The following is an 18,630-nucleotide window of genomic DNA, read 5'->3' as shown; positions in this document are numbered from 1 at the left end:
CGAACCCGACAGTCCGGTCCAGCACCCGCCGCCGTGCGCCGTCAGCCCTGCGGGCGCAGCGCGATCGCCATCGCCTCGACCGCGAGCAGCGGGGCGACGTTGCCCGCCAGCCGCGTGCGGGCCTGGCCGACCGCGTCCATCCGGCGCAGCGTCTGCTCCGGCGTGCTCTGCTCGGCGAGCCGGCGGACGTCGTCGGCGTGCTCGACGTTGACGAGCTCCACCTGCGCGCCCAGCTGCGCGACGAGCACGTCGCGGTACAGGGAGAGCAGGTCCACCATCGCGCGGTCCAGCACGTCGCGCTGGGAACGCGTGGCCCGCCGCTTCTGCTCGTCCTCCAGCGCCTTGACCTGCGAGCGAATCGCGGGCGGGAGCGTCGCCGCCCCCTCGGCACCCAGCGAGTGCAGCAGCGAGGCGCGCTCCGCGGCGTCGCGTTCCTCGGTGGCCGCCTTCGCGTCCGCCTGCGCGGTCGCCACCAGGTCACCGGCGGCGAGCACCGCGTCGCCGACGCCGCGGATGCGCGTCGCGACGGAGAGCACCGCGTCGCGCCGCTCGCGCGCCTGCGGGTCGCGGGCCAGCCGGCGGGCGATGCCGACGTGCGACTGCGCGGCGCGGGCCGCCACCGCCGCGACATCGGGCGCGATCCCGTCCCGGGAGACGAGCAGTGCAGCGACCGCGTCCACCGGCGGCACGCGCAGCGCGACGGAGCGGCTGCGCGAGCGCAGCGTGACCAGGACGTCCTGCGGGCTGGGGGCGCACAGCATCCAGACCGTGCGCGCAGCAGGTTCCTCGATGGCCTTGAGCAGCGCGTTGCCGCTGGTGTCGTTGAGCCGGTCGGCGTCCTCGATGATGATCACGCGCCAACGGCCCTGCGACGGGGAGCGCTGGGCCAGCTCGACGAGCGGACGCGCGGTCTCGGCGCGGATGAACACACCCTCCGTCGCGACGACGGTCACGTCCGGATGGGTGCCGCCGAGCGTCGTCGTGCAGTCGTGGCAGAACCCGCAGCCACCGTCGCGGCACTGCAGCGCCGCCGCGAACGCGCGCGCCGCGTTGGACCGGCCCGAGCCCGGCGGGCCCGTCAGGAGCCACGCGTGCGTCATCGCGCCCGGGTCCGCGACTGCGGCGCGCAGCACGTCGACCGTGGGCTCCTGCCCGACGACGTCGTCCCAGACGCTCACGCCGACGCTCCCGTCAGGAGCCCCGCGACGCGGCCCCGGATCGCGGCGGCGAGCTGGTCGGCCGGTGCGGTCGCGTCGAGCACGAGCCAGCGGTCCTCGTCGGCCGCGGCCCGGTCCAGGAACGCCTGCCGGGTGCGCGCGTGGAACTCGTCGCCCGCGCTCTCCAGGCGGTCCAGGTCCCCCGTCAGCCGCGAGCGGCCCACCACCGGGTCGAGGTCCAGCAGCACGGTCAGCGCGGGCAGCAGCCCCTGGGTCGCCCACATCGACAGCGCCTCGACCTCGTCGGCGCCCAGGTCACGGCCGCTGCCCTGGTACGCGACCGACGAGTCGAGGTAGCGGTCCGTCACGACGACGGCCCCGCGCTCGAGCGCCGGCCGGACGAGCGAGGCGACGTGGTGCGCGCGGTCGGTCGCGTACAGCAGCGCCTCGGTGCGCGGGTCGACGTGGTCGCCGTGCAGCACCGCGTCCCGCAGCAGCCGACCCAGCTCCGTGCCGCCCGGCTCTCGCGTCAGCACGACCTCGCGGCCGGCCTCCTCGAGCCAGTCGCGCAGCATCGCGGCCTGGGTCGACTTGCCCGCACCGTCGCCCCCCTCGAGGGACACGAACAGGCCGGTAGTCGTCACGCCGCAAGGGTAACCGTGAGGGCGGACACGACTCACTCGCCCGGGTAGACGACCCCCACCTGCGCGCGGATCTGGTCCATCGTCCGCATGACGTCGAGCGTGCCCTGCCACGACATGCGCGGGCTCTCGGTCTCCCCGGCGGCGACGCGGCGTGCGACCTCGGCGGCCTCGAACTGCAGGCCCTTGGGGCTGGGCTGGTCGAACTCCCAGATGCGTCCGTCGCGTCGCTGCACGCGGAACGACGTCGGCCCGTAGAAGTCGCCGCGCACGGAGATGAACCCCTCGGTGCCGGAGATCGTCGCGATCGTCGGCGTCTTGGCCCACAGCGTCGTCGCGAGCGTCGCCTGCGTGCGCTCGCCGTAGGACAGCACCATCGAGATCTGCCCGTCGACGCCCGTCTCGGTGAGCGTGCCGACCGCCTGCACCGCGTCGGGCACGCCCAGGAAGTCGTGCGCGAACGCGACGGGGTAGACGCCCAGGTCCAGCAGCGCACCACCCGCGAGCGCGGGGTCGTACAGGCGCGACCTCGGGTCGAAGGCCATGAACTGGCCGTGGTCGGCGGACAGGTTGACGATGTCGCCCACCTCGCCCGCGTCGATGACCTGGTGCAACGCGTCGACGTGCGGCAGGAACCGCGTCCACATGGCTTCCATGACGAACACGCCGGCGGCCCGGGCGGCGTCGAAGACCTCGCGCGCCTCGGCCTCGTTGCGCGTGAACGCCTTCTCGACGAGCACGTGCTTGCCGGCCTTGATCGCCAGCAGCGCGTGCTCGCGGTGCTCGGAGTGCGGGGTCGCCACGTAGACGGCGTCGACCTGCGGGTCCTCGACCAGCTCGCGGTAGCCGACGTGCGTGGTGGGGATGCCGTGCGCGGTGGCGAACCGCTCGGCGCGGTCGCGGTGGCGGCTGCCCACGGCGACCAGCTGCGCGCGCGTGTGCTGGGTGACGCCGGTGGCGAACGTGGAGGCGATGCCACCGGCGCCGAGGATGCCCCAGCGGATGGGAGGTGCGGTACGGGGATCGGGGGTACGAGCCATGGCGCCCAACGTAGTGCCAGCCCGCGGCCCGCGTCGGCCGGGCGGACGCGGGCAGGACGATTCGCCACAACTTACTCGCTTCACCCTCTATTTTCAGCGGCTTAAGTAAGTTACGGTCGGGCCCCATCGGCCCGACGAGGGGTCGCGCAGGTCGCCCGGCGCAGGGCCGGGACGTTCAACGGAGAACTCGATGACCAGAGCCACCAGCCATGCCCGACGATCGCGGGCTGCCGCGATCCTGGCCGCCGCGGCCTTGACCTTCACCGGTCTGACGAGCCTCGGCACCGCCGCGCACGCGGCCGACGACGACACCGTCGCGATCGTCGACACCGACGCGACCGCCCCCACGCGCTCGCTGTTCCAGTACCTGCGCGACCAGGAGTCCGGCGGCGTCCTGTTCGGCCAGCAGCACCCGGTCGACGAGTCCGTCTCGGCGGCCGCGCCCGGCCCCGACGGCCAGCCGGTCAAGTCCGACGTCCACGACGTCACCGGGGACCTCCCGGGCGTGTTCGGCTTCGACGGCCTCGCGCTCAAGGGCGACGAGAAGCCCGGCTCGCACGACAACACCGACGAGCAGAACGCCGAGGCGCTCGCGGAGCAGTTCGTCCGCGCCGACGCGCTCGGCGGCATCGTCACGCTGTCGGCGCACATGCCCAACTTCGTCACGGGCAAGGACTTCTACGACACCAGCGGCCGCGTCGTCAGCCACATCCTCCCGGGCGGCGACAAGAACGCCGAGTTCCGGGCCTATCTCGACCTCGTCGCCCGGGCCGCCACGGACGCGAAGCGCGACGACGGCTCGCTGGTGCCGGTCGTCTTCCGGCCGTTCCACGAGAACACGGGGTCGTGGTTCTGGTGGGGCGCCGCGCACGCGACCACGGGCGAGTACAAGGAGATCTTCCGGTACACGGTCGAGTACCTGCGCGACGTGAAGCACGTGCACAACCTGCTCTACGCGTTCTCCCCCAACGGCTCGTTCGACGGCGACAGCGCGCGCTACCTGGAGACGTACCCCGGCGATCAGTGGGTCGACGTGCTGGGCTACGACAACTACGAGAACTCGAACGCCGACGACGACTCGAGCGCCTACGTCGACGCCGTCGTGACCGACCTCGACATGGTCGTCGACCTGGCCGCGGCCCGGCACAAGATCCCCGCGTTCACCGAGTTCGGCCGCAACGGGGACCGCACCATCAAGCCGTCGGGCAACAAGTCGCTGCACTACTACACCGAGCTGATGGACGGTCTGAACGCGAGCCCGAAGGCGAGCAAGGTCGCGTGGATGCTCACGTGGGCGAACTTCGGCTCGGGCCAGATCTACGTGCCGTACGCGGGCCACGAGATGGCGTCGGACTTCCAGGCGCTGTACGACGACCCGCGCTCGATCTTCGCGTCGCAGACCGGCGACCCGTACTCGTCGGACCCGCCGGCCGCCGCTCAGCAGCCGTTCCTGCGCCTCGTCACGCCCGCGGACGGCACGCGCATCACCACCCCGACCGTCACCGTGCGCGCCAAGCTCACCGCGGCGCCGGGCGTCGACAGCGTGACGTTCACGGCCGACGGCTTCGACCCGGTCGCCCTGACGAAGGACGACGACGGCTACTGGTCGGGCACGTGGGACATCGGCGCGGACGCGCTGACCAACCGGACGGTGGGCGCCACGGTCACCGCGACCGGCGGCGGCCACGACCTGACCAGCAGCGTCTCGGTCATCCTGGGCGCCGCCCCGGTGCTGCCCGAGGGTACGGTCGACGACTTCGAGGGCTACGGCGACGACGTCGCGCTGCGCGCCGCGTACACGGTGGCGAACGCAACCTCGTCGGCACTGGCGCTGGGTGAGCACGGCGATGGCAACGCGGCGAAGCTCAGCTACGACTTCCCCGCGTCGCGCACGGGCTACCTCGGCTTCGGCAAGTCGTTCGCACCCACGCAGAACTGGTCCGCGTTCGGCCAGCTCGACCTGTGGATCGACCCCGACGCCTCGGGCCACAAGCTCGTCGTGCAGGTCCAGGCCGGCGGCGTCACGTTCGAGGCGTACCCGTCGCTGGCGGGCGACGACTCGTACGTCACGCACATCCCCTGGACCGAGTTCAAGCCCGCCCCCTGGGACACCGCCAACGCCGGAGCGACCCTCACCTGGGAGCGGCTGGCCAAGGTCAGCCAGTTCTTCGTCTACCTCAACGACGCGGGCGGCGACGCCCCGCTGAAGGGCTCGATCCAGGTCGACGACATCAAGGCGTCCGGCGAGGGCGAGTACGTGGACCCCGAGCCGACGGCCGAGCCGATCGTCGTCGACGACTTCGAGGGCTACGCCGACGAGGCCGCGTTCGACGCGGCCTGGGGCAACCGCGGCAAGACCGACCTGATCTCGCTCGGCACCGACGCGGGCCAGGGCGCGCAGGCGCTGTCGTTCAGCTACGACAACCCGAACGGCGGCTGGCAGGACGTCTCCCGCTGGCTGGGCCAGGACTGGTCCGGGCGCGATGCGCTGTCGCTGCGGGTCAAGGGCGACGGGTCCAGCAACCAGCTCGCCATACAGATCAGCAACACCACCGGCAGCTACTGGCTGGCCCAGGTGCCGCTGACCGACACGTCGTGGCACACCGTCGAGATCCCGTTCTCGTCGTTCGCGCCGTCGTGGCCCGCCGACCTGACGGACCCGCTCGACGACACGCAGCTCGGCTCGATCGGCGAGCTTGTCCTGGCGTCGAACTCGACCAGCGGCTCGGGCACGTTCGGTGTCGACGACATCCAGGCCGTGGGCGGCGAGCCCGCCCCGGAGGTGCCCGACGGCTCCGCCGAGGTGCTCGACACGTTCGACACCTACGCCACGACCACCGACCTGCGCGCCGGCTGGAGCAACATCGCCGAGCAGGACTGGGGCGACGGCTGGCAGCTCGCGCTCGCGCCGGGCAAGGGGTCGGCCGGGTCCAAGGCCGCGCAGTTCGTCTACGACTTCGGCTCGACCACGTACCTGCAGGAGTCGCGCTGGCTGGGCGGCCACTCGTGGGCCGGGCTCGACGGCATCACCGCGTGGGTCGACCCGAACGGGTCGGGCCAGAACCTGTCGTTCCGGTTCCGGACGCCGTCGGCCGACGGCACGGGCGACGACTGGTACTGGGACCTGCCCGTCTCGCTGACGGGCACGGCACGCACGGTCCAGCTGGCGTTCGACGACGCCGTCGTCACCTACCCGAGCGGAATCAGCTCGACGCTGCGCCCCACCCGGGCCCAGCTCGCAGGAGTGAACGAGTTCATCATCATGGCGACGCAGTCGGACGCCTCCCTGCCGAAGACCGGCTCGTTCTACCTCGACGACATCGCGGTGGGCGACTTCCCGGCGACGCCCGCGGACGTGGCCCCGGAGGTCACCGACCAGCCCGCGGACGCATCGGGCACGCTCGGTGAGACCGTCACGCTGACGGCCGCGGCGTCCGGCTCCCCGGAGCCGACCGTGCAGTGGCAGAGCAAGGCGGCGGGCTCGTCGTCCTGGGCCGACGTCAGCGGCGCGACGTCCCCGTCGCTCGACGTCACGCTCAGCACGGCGGTGAACGGCTCGTCGTACCGGGCCGTGTTCACCAACGCGGCGGGGACCGCGACGACGGACGCGGCGACGGTCACGCTGAAGGCCGCCGAGCCGGTCGTCACGACCCAGCCCGCGCCCGTCTCCGGCAAGCTCGGCGCGATCGTCAAGGTCAAGGCGGCCGCCACCGGCTACCCGGAGCCGACCAAGGTCCGCTGGGAGCTGCAGCGCAAGGGCTCGACGACGTGGACGAAGATCCCGCTGGCGACGTCGAGCACGCTCACGCTGGTGCTGATCCCCGCGCTCGACGCGGCGCAGGTCCGCGCGGTGTTCACCAGCACCGCCGGCTCCACGGCGTCCGACCCGGCGACCGTCACGGTGACCGGGATCGCCCCGGTGATCGTCGGGCAGCCCAGCGCGCAGACGGTGAAGAAGGGGTCGCGCGCGACCTTCACCGTCACGGCCCTCGGTTATCCCACGCCCACGTACCAGTGGTACCGCCAGCACGGCGGCACGTGGGTGAAGGTCGCGGGCGCCACGTCGGCGTCGTACTCGGTCACGGCGACGACGGCCGCGGACTACCGCGTGGTCGTGTCGAACGCCGCCGGGTCCGTGACCAGCAAGGCGGCGAGCCTGCGCCTGCGCTGACGCGCCGGCCGTGCCCCGGGTCGTCCGTCCGGCCCGGGGCACGGCCGACCCGTACGGTGGGGCGATGGGCTGGGTCGAGCACGCGGTGTGGTGGCAGGTGTACCCGCTGGGTTTCGTCGGGGCGGCCGACGAGGCCCCCGAAGGATCCGATCCGCGCGATGCCCATCGGCTGCGGCGTCTGATCGACTGGCTCGACTACGCGCGCGACCTGGGCGTCAACGGGCTGGCACTCGGGCCCGTGTTCGCGTCCAGCACGCACGGCTACGACACCACCGACCACCTGCGCATCGACCCGCGGCTGGGCGACCGGTCGGACTTCGACGCGCTGGTGACAGCCGCCCACGAGCGCGGCCTGCGCGTGCTGCTCGACGGCGTCTTCAACCACGTCGGGCGCGCGCACCCGATGTTCACCGCAGCGCTCGCCGGCGGGCCGGAGGGGGCGCTGTTCCGCATCGACCGCAGCGGCGACGAGCCCACGTGGGACTGCTTCGAGGGCCACCGCGACCTGGTCACGCTGAACCACTCGTCGCCCGCCGTGGCCGACCTCGTGGCCGACGTGATGATCCACTGGCTCGACGCGGGCGCGGACGGCTGGCGCCTCGACGCCGCCTACGCGGTCCCGCCGGCCTTCTGGGTGCCGGTGCTGGAGCGCGTGCGCGCGGCGCACCCCGACGTCTACGTCGTCGGCGAGGTCATCCACGGCGACTACTCCGCGATCGTGGCCGAGTCCGGCTTCGACTCCGTCACGCAGTACGAGCTGTGGAAGGCGATCTGGTCGGCGCTGTCGTCGGCCAACTTCTGGGAGCTGGCGTGGTCGCTGGACCGGCACTCGGCGTTCGTCGAGCAGTTCGCGCCGTGGACCTTCGTCGGGAACCACGACGTCACGCGCATCGCGACCCAGGTCGACGACGACGGGCTGCTCGCCCTGGCGCTCGTCGTGCTCTTCACCGTCGGCGGCACACCCGCCGTGTACTACGGCGACGAGCAGGCGTTCCGCGGGCTCAAGGAGGAGCGGTTCGGCGGCGACGACGCGATCCGTCCCGCGTTCCCCGCGTCGCCCGACGACCTGGCGCCCGACGGAGCGTGGGCCTACCGGCTGCACCAGGAGCTGATCGGCCTGCGCCGTCGGCACCCGTGGCTGCACCGGGCCACCACCCGCACCGTGGAGCTCAGCAACGAGCACCTGCTCTACGAGGCGAGCGCCGGGGGCGACGCGCTGCTGGTCGCCCTCAACCTGGACCCCGACGAGCCCTGGGACGCCCCAGCGACGGGCGAGCTGCTCGCGGGCCCGTCGACGGTCACCGCCACGACCACCACCGTCCCCGCACGCGGCTGGGCGGTCCTGGCCCCCTGACCACACGCCCGTGGATGCAGGGATGGTTGCACCAGACGCGCCCGCCACGGGCACGCGCCATGCAACCATCCATGCATCCACACGCCGGGCTGACGCGGGCGGGGGCGACGCGAGCGAGAGAGGCGACCTGCCAGAGCGCGCAGGTGCGAGCCGCCCCGGCGAGCTACTTCTTCGCGGACGCCTTGGCGCGCGCCGGGGCCTTGCGGGCGGGCGCCTTCTTCTTGGCCGGGCCCTGAGCGCGCTTCTCCGCGAGCAGCTCGATGGCCTGCTCGGGGGTGATCGACTCGGGCGTCACGTCGCGCGGCAGCGTGCGGTTGGTGGTGCCGTCGGTGACGTACGCGCCGAACCGGCCGTCCTTCACGACGATCGGCTTGCCCGACGTGGGGTCGTCGCCCAGCTCGCGCAGCGGCGGAGCGGCCGTCGCCCCACGACCTCGCTTGGGCTGCGCGTAGATCGCGAGCGCCTCGTCGAGCGTCGTCGTGAACAGCGCCTCCTCCGAGGCGAGCGTGCGCGAGTCCGTGCCCTTCTTCAGGTAGGGCCCGTAGCGACCGTTCTGCGCCGTGATCTCCGTGCCCGACTCGGGGTCCGTGCCCACGACGCGCGGGAGCGACAGCAGGCGCAGCGCGTCGTCGAGCGTGATCGAGTCCAGCGACATCGACTTGAACAGCGACGCCGTGCGCGGCTTGGGCGCGGCGGCCAGCGCCTTCTTCCGCGCAGCGGCCGACAGGCCCTCGTCGAGCTCCGGCTCGGGCAGCAGCTCGGTGACGTACGGCCCGTAGCGGCCGTTCTTCGCGACGATCGTCGTGCCCGTGCTCGGGTCCTGGCCGAGCACGAGGTCGCCCTCGGGCTCGGACTCGAGCAGCTCGCGGGCCCTGGCGGGCGTGAGCTCGTCGGGAGCCATCTCCTCGGGCACGGACGCGCGGCGCGGCGTGCCGTCCGCGGCCAGCACGGCCGGGTCCTCGAGGTACGGGCCGTAGCGGCCGACGCGCAGCGTGATGTTGTCGCCGATCGGGATGGAGTTGACCTCGCGGGCGTCGATCTCACCCAGGTTCGCGACGAGGTCCCGCAGGCCTTCGCCCTCCTCGTTGCCGGTCCCGTCGCCGAAGTAGAAGCGCGTCAGCCAGGCCACCCGGTCCTTGTCGCCGGCGGCGATGGCGTCGAGGTCCTGCTCCATCTCGGCGGTGAAGTCGTAGTCGACCAGCCAGTCGAAGTTCTCCTCCAGCAGCCGCGTCACGGCGAACGCGAGCCACGACGGCACGAGCGCCTGCCCGCGGGACGTCACGTAGCCGCGGTCCTGGATGACCGAGATCGTGGCGGCGTAGGTGGACGGTCGGCCGATGCCGCGCTCCTCCAGCGCCTTGACGAGCGAGGCCTCCGTGTAGCGCGGCGGTGGCGACGTGCGGTGACCGGCGGCCGCGAGGTCGGTGCCCGTCAGCGGGTCGCCCTCGGCCATCCGCGGCAGGCGCGCGTCGCCCTTGTCGTCGTCGCCGGTCGCGTCGCGCGACTCGTCGCGACCCTCCTCGTACGCCGCGAGGAAGCCGCGGAACGTGATGACCGTGCCGGACGCGGAGAACACCGCGTCCTGCCCGTCGGACGCCACGGCGCCCAGCCGCACCGAGGCCGTCGACCCGCGCGCGTCCGCCATCTGCGAGGCGACCGTGCGCTTCCAGATCAGCTCGTACAGCCGGAACTGGTCGCCCGACAGCTCGCGCGCCACCTGTGCCGGCGTGCGGAAGTGGTCACCGGCGGGGCGGATGGCCTCGTGCGCCTCCTGGGCCCCCTTGGCCTTGCTCGTGTAGACACGCGCCTTGTCCGGCACGTACTCGGCTCCGTACAGCTCCGCAGCCTGGCGGCGCGCGGCGTCGATCGCCTGCGTGCTCAGCACGGGCGAGTCGGTACGCATGTAGGTGATGTAGCCGTTCTCGTACAGGCTCTGCGCGGTGCGCATCGTCTGCCGCGACGCCATCCGGAGCTTGCGCGAGGCCTCCTGCTGCAACGTGGAGGTGGTGAACGGCGCCGCCGGACGGCGGGTGTAGGGCTTGGTCTCCAGGGACCGGACCTCGTACGACGAGTCCGCGAGCGCGGCAACGAGCGCCGTCGCGTTCTCCTCCGTGAGGTGGGTCGTGTCCGCCGAGCGCAGCACGCCGCGGTCGTCGAAGTCGCGCCCGCTGGCCACCCGGCGGCCGTCAAGCTGGGTCAGCCGGGCCGGAAAGGCGGGCTGGTCGGCGTCCGCCACCGCGAACGTGCCGTTGACGTCCCAGTAGTCGGCGGCGACGAATGCCATGCGCTCGCGCTCACGCTCGACGACCATGCGCGTGGCGACCGACTGCACGCGGCCGGCCGACAGACCCTGACGCACCTTGCGCCACAGCACCGGGCTGACCTCGTAGCCGTACAGGCGGTCCAGGATGCGGCGGGTCTCCTGCGCGTCGACCATGCGGTCGTCGATCTCGCGGGTGTTCTCCAGTGCCCGGCCGATGGCCTCGCGGGTGATCTCGTGGAACACCATGCGCTTGACGGGGACCTTGGGCTTGAGCTCGGAGAGCAGGTGCCACGCGATGGCCTCGCCCTCGCGGTCCTCATCGGTGGCGAGGAAGAGCTCGTCGGACTCCTTGAGCAGTCGCTTGAGCTCGCTGACCTTCTTCTTCTTGTCCGAGTCGACGACGTAGTAGGGCGCGAACCCGTTGTCGACGTCGACGGCGAACTTGCCGAAGGGGCCCTTCTTCATGTCCGCGGGCAGCTCCGACGGCTGGGGCAGGTCGCGGATGTGCCCGACGCTCGCCTCGACGTCGTACCCGTCACCCAGGTACCCCGCGATCGTGCGCGCCTTGGCGGGCGACTCCACGATGACGAGCTTGCGCCCTGCAGACATTCCACGGCCTTCCTACCGGTTCACGAGCCGGACGGCCCGCGATCACTCCACCGCTGCGGACTCTACGACCTTCCGTCAAGCCCGCGGCAATCCCGACGCCGCGGCCTGCCGCAGCCAGAGCATGATCGTGAACGCCCAGAACGCCGCCGCCCCGGTGCCTGCGGCGCCGCCCAGGTAGGCGGTCAGCAGGTCGGAACGGGTGGTCAGGTCAGCTGCGTGGGACCAGCTCGACGACAGGGCTGCGCCCGCCACGACGGCGGCCGCTGTCCCCAGCGCGGAGAGCACCACGAGCATGGCACGGGTTGCTGGGGGAACGGGCGCACGATCCACAGGAACGTCCCAGCGAGGTGTCAGGACGGCCAGCGCGCACGTCGCGGCGGTCCACGCCAGGACGACGAGCACCGCGGCCACCACGTCGGACGGGCGGTGCCACTGCCCGACGAGCGTGGAGACGCCCGTCGCCGTCGTGTAGAGCGCACCCAGCGCCGCGGCCCACGGACGGACGCGTGGCGGCACGACGAGCATGAGCACCACGGACGCGGACGCCGCGACAGTCGTGTGGCCGCTGGGCAGCGTGTTGCCGTAGCCGCCCGGGACGCCGAGCTCGGGCCGGTCGAGGACCCACTTCTTGAGCACCTGCGTCGTGAGGTTGGCGCCCACCATCACGATCGCCGCCTGCACCGCGAGCTCCCACCGCCGCCGGACCACCGCGATCACCACGGCGGAGAGCAGCACGACGACGATGAAGCTGACCGAGACCACGTCGAGCAGCGGCTCGGCCACGCGCCACAGCTGGTTCTGGCCGTACGCGGCCCCCGTCAGCGCCGCCTGGTCCACCGTCTGCCCCGTGAAGGTATCGACGAACACGCGCCACAGCACCCACACGCCCACGACCGACACGAGCACGACGGCGGCGCACAGCGCCACCAGCGGTGCTGCTCGTCGTGCGCTCATGGAGGAAACCGTAGGTCAGTGCACCCACCGTCGCGGCACACGCCCACGCCCAGTCGGGCCGCGGGCCGGTGATGGCAGGGATGGTTGCAGCGGTCGTGCCCGTCACGGGCGCGTGCGCTGCAACCATGCGTGCAACCACCGAATGCAGAGCCGGATGCAGAGCCAGGTGCGACGGGCTGGCCCGGGACCTGAGGAATGGGGTGCTGAAGTGACGCGGTGGGCGCCCACGAGGGGTGTGGTGGTGCCGCCCCGCCCTGCTGCACAGGCGGGGGCGGGACGGCACCCGTTCAGCGGAGCGCCAGGCGCTCCGGGACCGGCTTCGGCTCGAAGCCCGCGGCCTGCACGAGGTCCGGGGTGTGCCGCAGGCAGGCGACGGTCCGACGAGGGTCGTCCCCCGCCACGGCCGTGCCGGTCAGCTCCGGCGTGATCGCCGCGCACGCGTCCCACGCGAACTCGCAGCGGTCCCGGAACGGGCACCCGGTCGGCAGCTTCGACATGTCCGGCGGCGAGCCCGGGATGCCGCCCAGCTCGCGGCGCGGGCCGCGCAGCGGGGGGAACGAGTGCAGCAGGCCGTCCGCGTACGGGTGACGCGGGCGCCGGTAGACGTCCTGCGACGAGGCGTCCTCGACGATCTCCCCGGCGTACATGATCGCGATGCGGTCCGCGATCTCGATCAGCAGCGACACGTCGTGCGTGATGAAGATGACCGAGAAGCCCAGCCGCTCGCGCAGCTCGGCGATCTGCTCGACGATCTGGCGCTGCATCACCACGTCCAGGGCCGTCGTCGGCTCGTCCATGATGAGCACCTGCGGGTCGAGCGCGAGCGCCATCGCGATCATGACGCGCTGGCGCATGCCGCCCGAGAGCTGGTGCGGGTAGTCACGCAGCCGGTCGGCGGAGATGCCGACCATGTCCAGCAGCTCGCCGGCGCGCTCCAGCGCTTCCTTCTTGCTGATCCCCGGCTTGTGCGCCTGGATGCCGTCGGCGATCTGCCGCCCGATCCGGAACACCGGGTTGAGGGAGTTCATCGCACCCTGGAAGACGATCGCCATGTCCTGCCAACGCGACGCCCGCAGGTCGCTGTCGTTCATCGCCAGGATGTCCGACTGCGTCCCGTCCCGGTCGGTGAACAGCACCTGCCCGCCGGTGATGAGGCCCGGTGGCGGCAGCAGCCGGGTGGCGGCGTAGGCCAGCGTCGACTTGCCGCAGCCGGACTCGCCGGCCAGGCCCAGCACCTCGCCGCGGTTCAGGTTCAGCGACACCTGACGCAGCACGTGCGTGGGGTCGTCGTACCCGTAGTCGACCGACAAGTTCTTGATCTCCAGCACGGGGTCGTGCGCCGGGCGAGCGGCGCGCTGGAGCTCGGGCACGGCGCTCATGACCGGTCCTCCTTGGCCTCGTGCACCACCGGCGTGAAGCCGATGCGGGGGCGGATCTGACGCTTGCGGAGCTTGCGGGCGTTCAGGCCCGTGCTGCGCAGGCGGGGGTTGACGAACTCGTCGATGCCGAAGTTGATCAGCGTCAGGCTCATGCCCAGCAGCGCGATGCACAGGCCGGCGGGGACGAACCACCACCACGCTCCCTGCTGGAGCGCGAGCTGCGCCTGCGCCCAGAAGAGCACCGTGCCCCAGTTCCACTCGCTGACGCTCGTGATGCCGATGAACGACAGCGTGATCTGCGACAGGACGGCGAAGCCGACGGTCCCGACGAAGCCGGCGGCGATGATGGCCGTGAGGTTGGGCAGGATCTCCGCGGTGATGATGCGCCAGGACTTCTCCCCGTTGGCGCGGGCCGCCTCGATGAAGTCCCGCTTGCGCAGCGACAGCGTCTGCGCGCGGAGCACGCGAGCACCCCACGCCCAGCCGGTCGCCGCGATCACCAGCGCCACGGTCAGACCGCCGGCCGACGGCAGCTGGCCGGCGATGATGATGATGAGCGGCAGCTGGGGGATGACCAGGAACACGTTCGACAGCGCCGACAGGCCCTCGTCGCCGAACCCGCCGATGTACCCCGCCGTGACGCCGATCAGCACGCCGATCGTGGTCGCCACGATGCCGGCGACGAAGCCGACGACCATCACGCCGCGCGTCCCGACCAGGATCTGCGAGAACACGTCCTGGCCGATGTGCGTGGTGCCGAACAGGTGGTCCCACGACGGCGGCTGCAGGACGTCCTTGCTGCGCGCGTCGGGGTCGTACGGTGCGATCCACGGGCCGATGATCGCCATCAGCGTGAAGAACCCGAGGATCACCAGTCCCGTCAGCGCCTTGGTGTTGCGCATGAACAGGAACTTGCGCCGCGGCGAGGTGGGCGCGGCGGCCTCCTGCGCGACGTCCAGGTCCCTCTCCAGGACCTCTGAGTCGATGCTCATGTCAACCCTCCTGACGGGTGCGCGGGTCGAGCGCGCCGTAGACGAAGTCGGCCAGGATGTTGGCCGCCAGGACGGCGATCGTGATCACCAGGAAGCAGCCCTGCATGAGGGGGTAGTCCTTGGCGTTGACCGCGTTGAACAGCAGGAACCCGATGCCCTGGTAGGAGAAGACGATCTCCATGATCAGCGTGCCGCCGACGATGAAGCCGAGGGACAGCGCGAAGCTGGAGACCTGCGGCAGGATCGCGTTGCGCGCGGCGTAGCCGAACAGCACCTTGCGCTCCGAGAGGCCCTTGGCCTGGGCGACGGTCACGTAGTCCTCCGACGAGACCGTCACCATCATGTTGCGCATGCCCAGGATCCAGCCCGAGATCGACGAGATGACGATCGTCAGCGCAGGCAGGGTGCCGTAGTAGATCACCGAGCCGATGAAGTCCCAGGACAGGTTGGGCACCATGTTGCGGTCGTAGGACCCGCTCGACGGGAACCAGCCCAGCGCCACGGAGAAGATCGCGATGGCGATCAGGGCGAGCCAGAAGTACGGCACCGCAGAGAAGAAGGTCGAGATCGGCAGCAGCGAGTCGGCCCACGTTCCGCGGCGCCAGCCGATGCCGCTCCCGATCAGCGTGCCGATCACGAAGCTGATGATCGTCGCGATGCCGACCAGCCCGATGGTCCACGGCAGCGCCTGCTTGATGACGTCCAGCACGGGCGAGCCGATGTACGTGAACGACGTGCCGAGGTCGCCGTGCGCGAGCATCTGCAGGTAGTCGACGTACTGCGACCACAGCGACTGCGTCGGGTCGATGCCGAACAGGGCCTGCAGCGCGGGGATGGCGTCCGGGCTGATGGTCCCGCCGCCCGCGGCGATCGCGGCCTGCACCGGGTCGCCCGGCATGACGCGCGGGATGAAGAAGTTGATCGTGATCGCTGCCCACAGCGTGATCGCGTAGAAGATGATGCGGCGGACGAAGAACCTCATCGGTCGTCCCCCTTCCTCGGGCCGGGGACGGTCGCGTCCAGGGCCTCGATCACGGAGACGTCGACGGCAGGCCGGTCACCGTAGACGTCCAGCAGCTCCCCGAGCTCAGGCCGGTCGCCGCGGTCGGCGTAGCCCCAGCACGCGGCCTCGCGGCCCTCGCCGACGGCGAGCAGCGGCGGCACCTCGGTGCGGCACAGCTCGTTGGCGAACGGGCAGCGCGGGTTGAACCGGCAGCCCGTGGGCGGGCGGACGAGGCTCGGGGCCTCGCCGCGGGCGCCGCGGGCGCGGGCGTCGAGGTCGTCGGGGTCCGGCGCGGACCGCACCAGCAGCTGGGTGTACGGGTGCTTGGGGTCCTGCGTCACGGACTCGGAGTCACCGGTCTCGACGACGCGGCCGGCGTACATGACCATCGTGCGGTCGGCGAAGTACCGGGCCGACGCGATGTCGTGCGTGATGTAGAGGATGGCGATCTGCAGCCGGTCGCGCAGGTCGCGCAGCAGGTTGAGGATGCCGAGGCGGATCGAGACGTCGAGCATCGAGATCGGCTCGTCGGCCAGCAGCACCTCAGGGTCCGCGGCCAGCGCGCGGGCGATGGCGACGCGCTGACGCTGACCGCCGGACAGCTCGTGCGGGAACTTGTCGATGTAGCGCGACGGAGGCGTGAGCTGCACGCGCTCGAGGAGCTGGGTGAGCGCCGCCTCCAGCTCCTTGCCGCGCAGGTTGCCCTGGTGGATCTTGACGCTGCGCGTGAGCGTGTAGCGGATCGTGTGGATCGGGTTCAGCGACCCGAAGGGGTCCTGGAAGATCATCTGGACCCGGCGCACGTACCGGCGGAAGCCGCGGCGGTTCTTCACGCGCGCGTCCTCGCCGTGCAGCAGGATCTGGCCGCCCGTCGCCGGCATGAGCTGCGCGAGCAGCCGGGCGATCGTCGACTTGCCGGACCCCGACTCGCCGACGAGGGCGACCACGCGCCCGCGGTGCAGCTCGAGGTTCACGTCGTCGACCGCGTGCACGACCTGCTGCGACCGGAAGCCGCGCACGGGGAAGTGCTTGCGCAGGTCGACCGCGGCCAGCACGGGGACGTCGTCGGAGGGTCCGCCACGCTGGGGTGACGGCGGGGGGGCCGGGGGCTGAGTGCTCATCGGAATCACCTGGGGGAGAGTTCGGTCTACAGCGAGGGCACGCCGGTGCGGCGGGCGCAGGTTCACGCCCGCCGCACCACGTGCTCAGGTCGTCAGGACGACGTTCAGTCCTGCGTCGGGACGAGCTTCGACAGGATGAGCGCCGCCTGCGGACCCGTCGGCTGCGGGTTCGCGTACGGGTCCTTGTCGGTCGGGAAGCCCGTGTAGTTGACCGTCGAGTACTGCGCGACGGCGGGACGCGACCAGATGACCAGGCCGGGGACGTCCTCGACGAAGTGCTTCTGGACCACGTCGAGCGCCTTCTGGCGGTCGGCGTCGTTGGTCGCGGCCTTGTACGAGGCGAGCGCCTGGGTGACCTCGTCGTTCTTGTACCGGCCGAAGTTCCACGTGGCCGGCTTGCCCAGGTCGGCGTACGAGGCGCCGTCCATGATGTTCGAGTACATGTTCCACGGCGTGCTGCCACCGTCGGTCCAGTGCAGCGTGGCGTCGAAGTTGCCGTTGGGGATGATGTCGTTGAACCAGGTGTCCTGGACGGCACCCTTGACGTCGGCGACGGCGCCCAGCTTGGTCGCCCCCTCCTTGATGATGCCCAGGGCGTCGAGGTAGTCGGTCCAGCCCGTCGGGTCGGTCAGCGTGAACTTCACCGCGGCACCGCTCGGGTCCATGAGCGCACCCTTGCTGTCCCACGTGTAGCCGGCGTCCGTCAGCACCTTCTTGGCGCCGTCGACGTCCACCGAGAGCTCCTGGCCCTTGTAGGCGTCGGAGATGAACGCGTCACCCGACGGCTGCGGCAGACCGGTCACGCTCTTGATCTGCGGCCACACGCCGTAGCCGGCCGTCACCGAGATGTCCGCGCGGTCGACGACCATGTTGAGCGCCTTGCGCAGCGCCGGGTCCTTGAACGGGCCCTTGGCGTTGTTCAGGAACAGGACGTCGACGCCGAAGCCACCACCGGCGACCTGGGCGTAGTGCTCCGGGTCCTTGGCGATGAACGTCTTCTCGTAGTTGGGGATGAAGGTCCAGCCCCACTGCGCCTGGCCGGTGGTCAGGGCGGTCGTCAGACCGTTGTTGTCGTTGAACGCGTCGTAGCGCAGGCCGCCGACGAGCGGCTTGGTGCCCCAGTAGGTGTCGTTGGGCTCGAGCACCTGCGACTGCGGCGTGAACGACTTGAGCTTGAACGGGCCGGTCCCGATCATCTCGTCGTCGGTCCACTTGACCGGGTCCTGGCCCTCCCAGAGGTGCTTGGGGACGATCAGGAGCTTGAGGAGCTTGTCGCGGTTGACGTACTCACCCGTGGTGAACGTCACCGTGACGGTCTTGCCGTCGGTCTCGATCGACTTGTACTGGTCGGGGAAGTCGGTGTTCAGCTCCTTGTGGTCCTTGCGGAGCTGGATCGAGAACGCGATGTCCTCGGCCGTGAAGTCCTGACCGTCCGACCACTTCACACCCGCGCGCGGCGTGATCGTGGCGACCGTCGAGTCCTCGTTCCACTCGACCGACTGGGCCAGCCAGGGGGTCGGGGGGTCGGTCGGCTTCAGCTCGTTGATCTGCATCAAGGACTCGTACACCGCGAAGGCGTAGCCCTGGGACAGGGATGCCGAGCCGGTGGCGAGGGGGTTCTGGTTGGCCTTCTGCTGGCCGTTCGGCATGCCGACGACCAGGACCTTGTCCGAGCGGGTCGCCTTGGCGGCGTCGCCCGACGAGCTGGAGCTGGGCTTGTCGCCGGACTTGTTGTCGTCCGACGTGCAGGCCGTGGCGAGCAGCGAGATGGCGGCCACACCGGCCACGATCCCGACGAGCTTGCGCTTGATCACGAGTGCCTCCTTGCACTTTCTGTCTCCTGCGGAAACTGCGATGACGGTAAGTCGTGAGATGCGTCGTTGGGGCAACGAACACGTCTCGGTTCGATGTCGACGTGACTGCGGACCACGTCGAGACTGCGTGGG

12 protein-coding genes are annotated in these 18,630 nt (G+C 71.3%); 2 read left to right on the top strand and 10 right to left on the bottom strand.

From position 1 onward, the window contains the following. Positions 1 to 41 precede the first annotated feature (41 nt). Genes IC607_RS10245 through IC607_RS10235 form a run of 3 tightly spaced genes read right to left on the bottom strand, consistent with a single transcriptional unit; the run spans position 42 to position 2,838 of the window. Positions 42 to 1,178 (bottom strand): DNA polymerase III subunit delta', encoded by a 1,137-nt coding sequence (locus IC607_RS10245; RefSeq protein WP_191787286.1) that lies wholly within the window; start codon positions 1,176 to 1,178, stop codon positions 42 to 44. Beyond that, entirely contained in the window at positions 1,175 to 1,801 is a 627-nt protein-coding gene (tmk, locus tag IC607_RS10240) for a dTMP kinase (protein ID WP_191787285.1), read from the bottom strand. The genes IC607_RS10245 and tmk overlap by 4 nt, the downstream gene beginning before the upstream one ends. Before the next feature lie 32 nt (positions 1,802 to 1,833). After that, entirely contained in the window at positions 1,834 to 2,838 is a 1,005-nt protein-coding gene (locus IC607_RS10235) for a Gfo/Idh/MocA family protein (protein WP_191787284.1), read from the bottom strand. 190 nt (positions 2,839 to 3,028) lie between these two features. Here IC607_RS10235 and IC607_RS10230 point away from each other — a divergent pair, with 190 nt between their 5' ends. Together IC607_RS10230 and IC607_RS10225 are read left to right on the top strand one after the other, a co-directional pair. Next, positions 3,029 to 7,009, top strand: a complete 3,981-nt coding sequence (locus tag IC607_RS10230; RefSeq protein ID WP_191787283.1) for a CIA30 family protein — start codon at positions 3,029 to 3,031, stop codon at positions 7,007 to 7,009. A 64-nt stretch (positions 7,010 to 7,073) separates the two neighbouring features. Further along, entirely contained in the window at positions 7,074 to 8,363 is a 1,290-nt protein-coding gene (locus tag IC607_RS10225) for an alpha-amylase family protein (protein ID WP_191787282.1), read from the top strand. A 163-nt stretch (positions 8,364 to 8,526) separates the two neighbouring features. Here IC607_RS10225 and topA read toward each other — a convergent pair whose 3' ends face one another. From topA to IC607_RS10190, 7 genes are all read right to left on the bottom strand, one after another. Continuing rightward, positions 8,527 to 11,235: a type I DNA topoisomerase gene (gene topA / locus IC607_RS10220; RefSeq protein WP_191787281.1), complete on the bottom strand. Its 2,709-nt coding sequence runs from the start codon at positions 11,233 to 11,235 to the stop codon at positions 8,527 to 8,529. 75 nt (positions 11,236 to 11,310) lie between these two features. Further along, the gene (locus IC607_RS10215; RefSeq protein ID WP_191787280.1) at positions 11,311 to 12,189 is read right to left on the bottom strand and encodes a phosphatase PAP2 family protein; all 879 of its coding nucleotides are present in this window, start codon (positions 12,187 to 12,189) and stop codon (positions 11,311 to 11,313) included. A gap of 287 nt (positions 12,190 to 12,476) precedes the next feature. Beyond that, positions 12,477 to 13,568, bottom strand: a complete 1,092-nt coding sequence (locus IC607_RS10210; protein WP_191787279.1) for an ABC transporter ATP-binding protein — start codon at positions 13,566 to 13,568, stop codon at positions 12,477 to 12,479. Beyond that, entirely contained in the window at positions 13,565 to 14,560 is a 996-nt protein-coding gene (locus tag IC607_RS10205; RefSeq protein WP_191787278.1) for an ABC transporter permease, read from the bottom strand. Before IC607_RS10205 ends, IC607_RS10210 begins: the two co-directional genes overlap by 4 nt. A 1-nt stretch (position 14,561) precedes the next feature. Continuing rightward, entirely contained in the window at positions 14,562 to 15,542 is a 981-nt protein-coding gene (locus IC607_RS10200; protein WP_191787277.1) for an ABC transporter permease, read from the bottom strand. Next, entirely contained in the window at positions 15,539 to 16,684 is a 1,146-nt protein-coding gene (locus IC607_RS10195) for an ABC transporter ATP-binding protein (protein WP_191787276.1), read from the bottom strand. Before IC607_RS10195 ends, IC607_RS10200 begins: the two co-directional genes overlap by 4 nt. 104 nt (positions 16,685 to 16,788) lie before the next feature. Beyond that, positions 16,789 to 18,498 carry an ABC transporter substrate-binding protein gene (locus tag IC607_RS10190; RefSeq protein WP_191787275.1) on the bottom strand — a complete coding sequence of 570 codons (1,710 nt, stop codon included), beginning with the start codon at positions 18,496 to 18,498 and terminating at the stop codon, positions 16,789 to 16,791. Positions 18,499 to 18,630: the final 132 nt, after the last annotated feature.

Origin of the sequence: Cellulomonas sp. JH27-2 (assembly GCF_014837175.1) — a bacterium.
GTDB lineage: Bacteria > Actinomycetota > Actinomycetes > Actinomycetales > Cellulomonadaceae > Cellulomonas.
Note: the sequence above shows the minus strand (reverse complement) of the source record. Positions and strands in the feature narration are given on the sequence as shown.

What these genes read in the sequence shown, in the direction of transcription:
- IC607_RS10230 (WP_191787283.1), top strand. Translation starts at nt 3,029, where the DNA reads ATGACCAGAGCCACCAGCCATGCCCGACGATCGCGGGCTGCCGCGATC.
- IC607_RS10195 (WP_191787276.1), bottom strand. Translation starts at nt 16,684, where the DNA reads ATGAGCACTCAGCCCCCGGCCCCCCCGCCGTCACCCCAGCGTGGCGGA.
- IC607_RS10225 (WP_191787282.1), top strand. Translation starts at nt 7,074, where the DNA reads ATGGGCTGGGTCGAGCACGCGGTGTGGTGGCAGGTGTACCCGCTGGGT.
- IC607_RS10205 (WP_191787278.1), bottom strand. Translation starts at nt 14,560, where the DNA reads ATGAGCATCGACTCAGAGGTCCTGGAGAGGGACCTGGACGTCGCGCAG.
- IC607_RS10210 (WP_191787279.1), bottom strand. Translation starts at nt 13,568, where the DNA reads ATGAGCGCCGTGCCCGAGCTCCAGCGCGCCGCTCGCCCGGCGCACGAC.
- IC607_RS10215 (WP_191787280.1), bottom strand. Translation starts at nt 12,189, where the DNA reads ATGAGCGCACGACGAGCAGCACCGCTGGTGGCGCTGTGCGCCGCCGTC.
- topA (WP_191787281.1), bottom strand. Translation starts at nt 11,235, where the DNA reads ATGTCTGCAGGGCGCAAGCTCGTCATCGTGGAGTCGCCCGCCAAGGCG.
- IC607_RS10235 (WP_191787284.1), bottom strand. Translation starts at nt 2,838, where the DNA reads ATGGCTCGTACCCCCGATCCCCGTACCGCACCTCCCATCCGCTGGGGC.
- IC607_RS10200 (WP_191787277.1), bottom strand. Translation starts at nt 15,542, where the DNA reads ATGAGGTTCTTCGTCCGCCGCATCATCTTCTACGCGATCACGCTGTGG.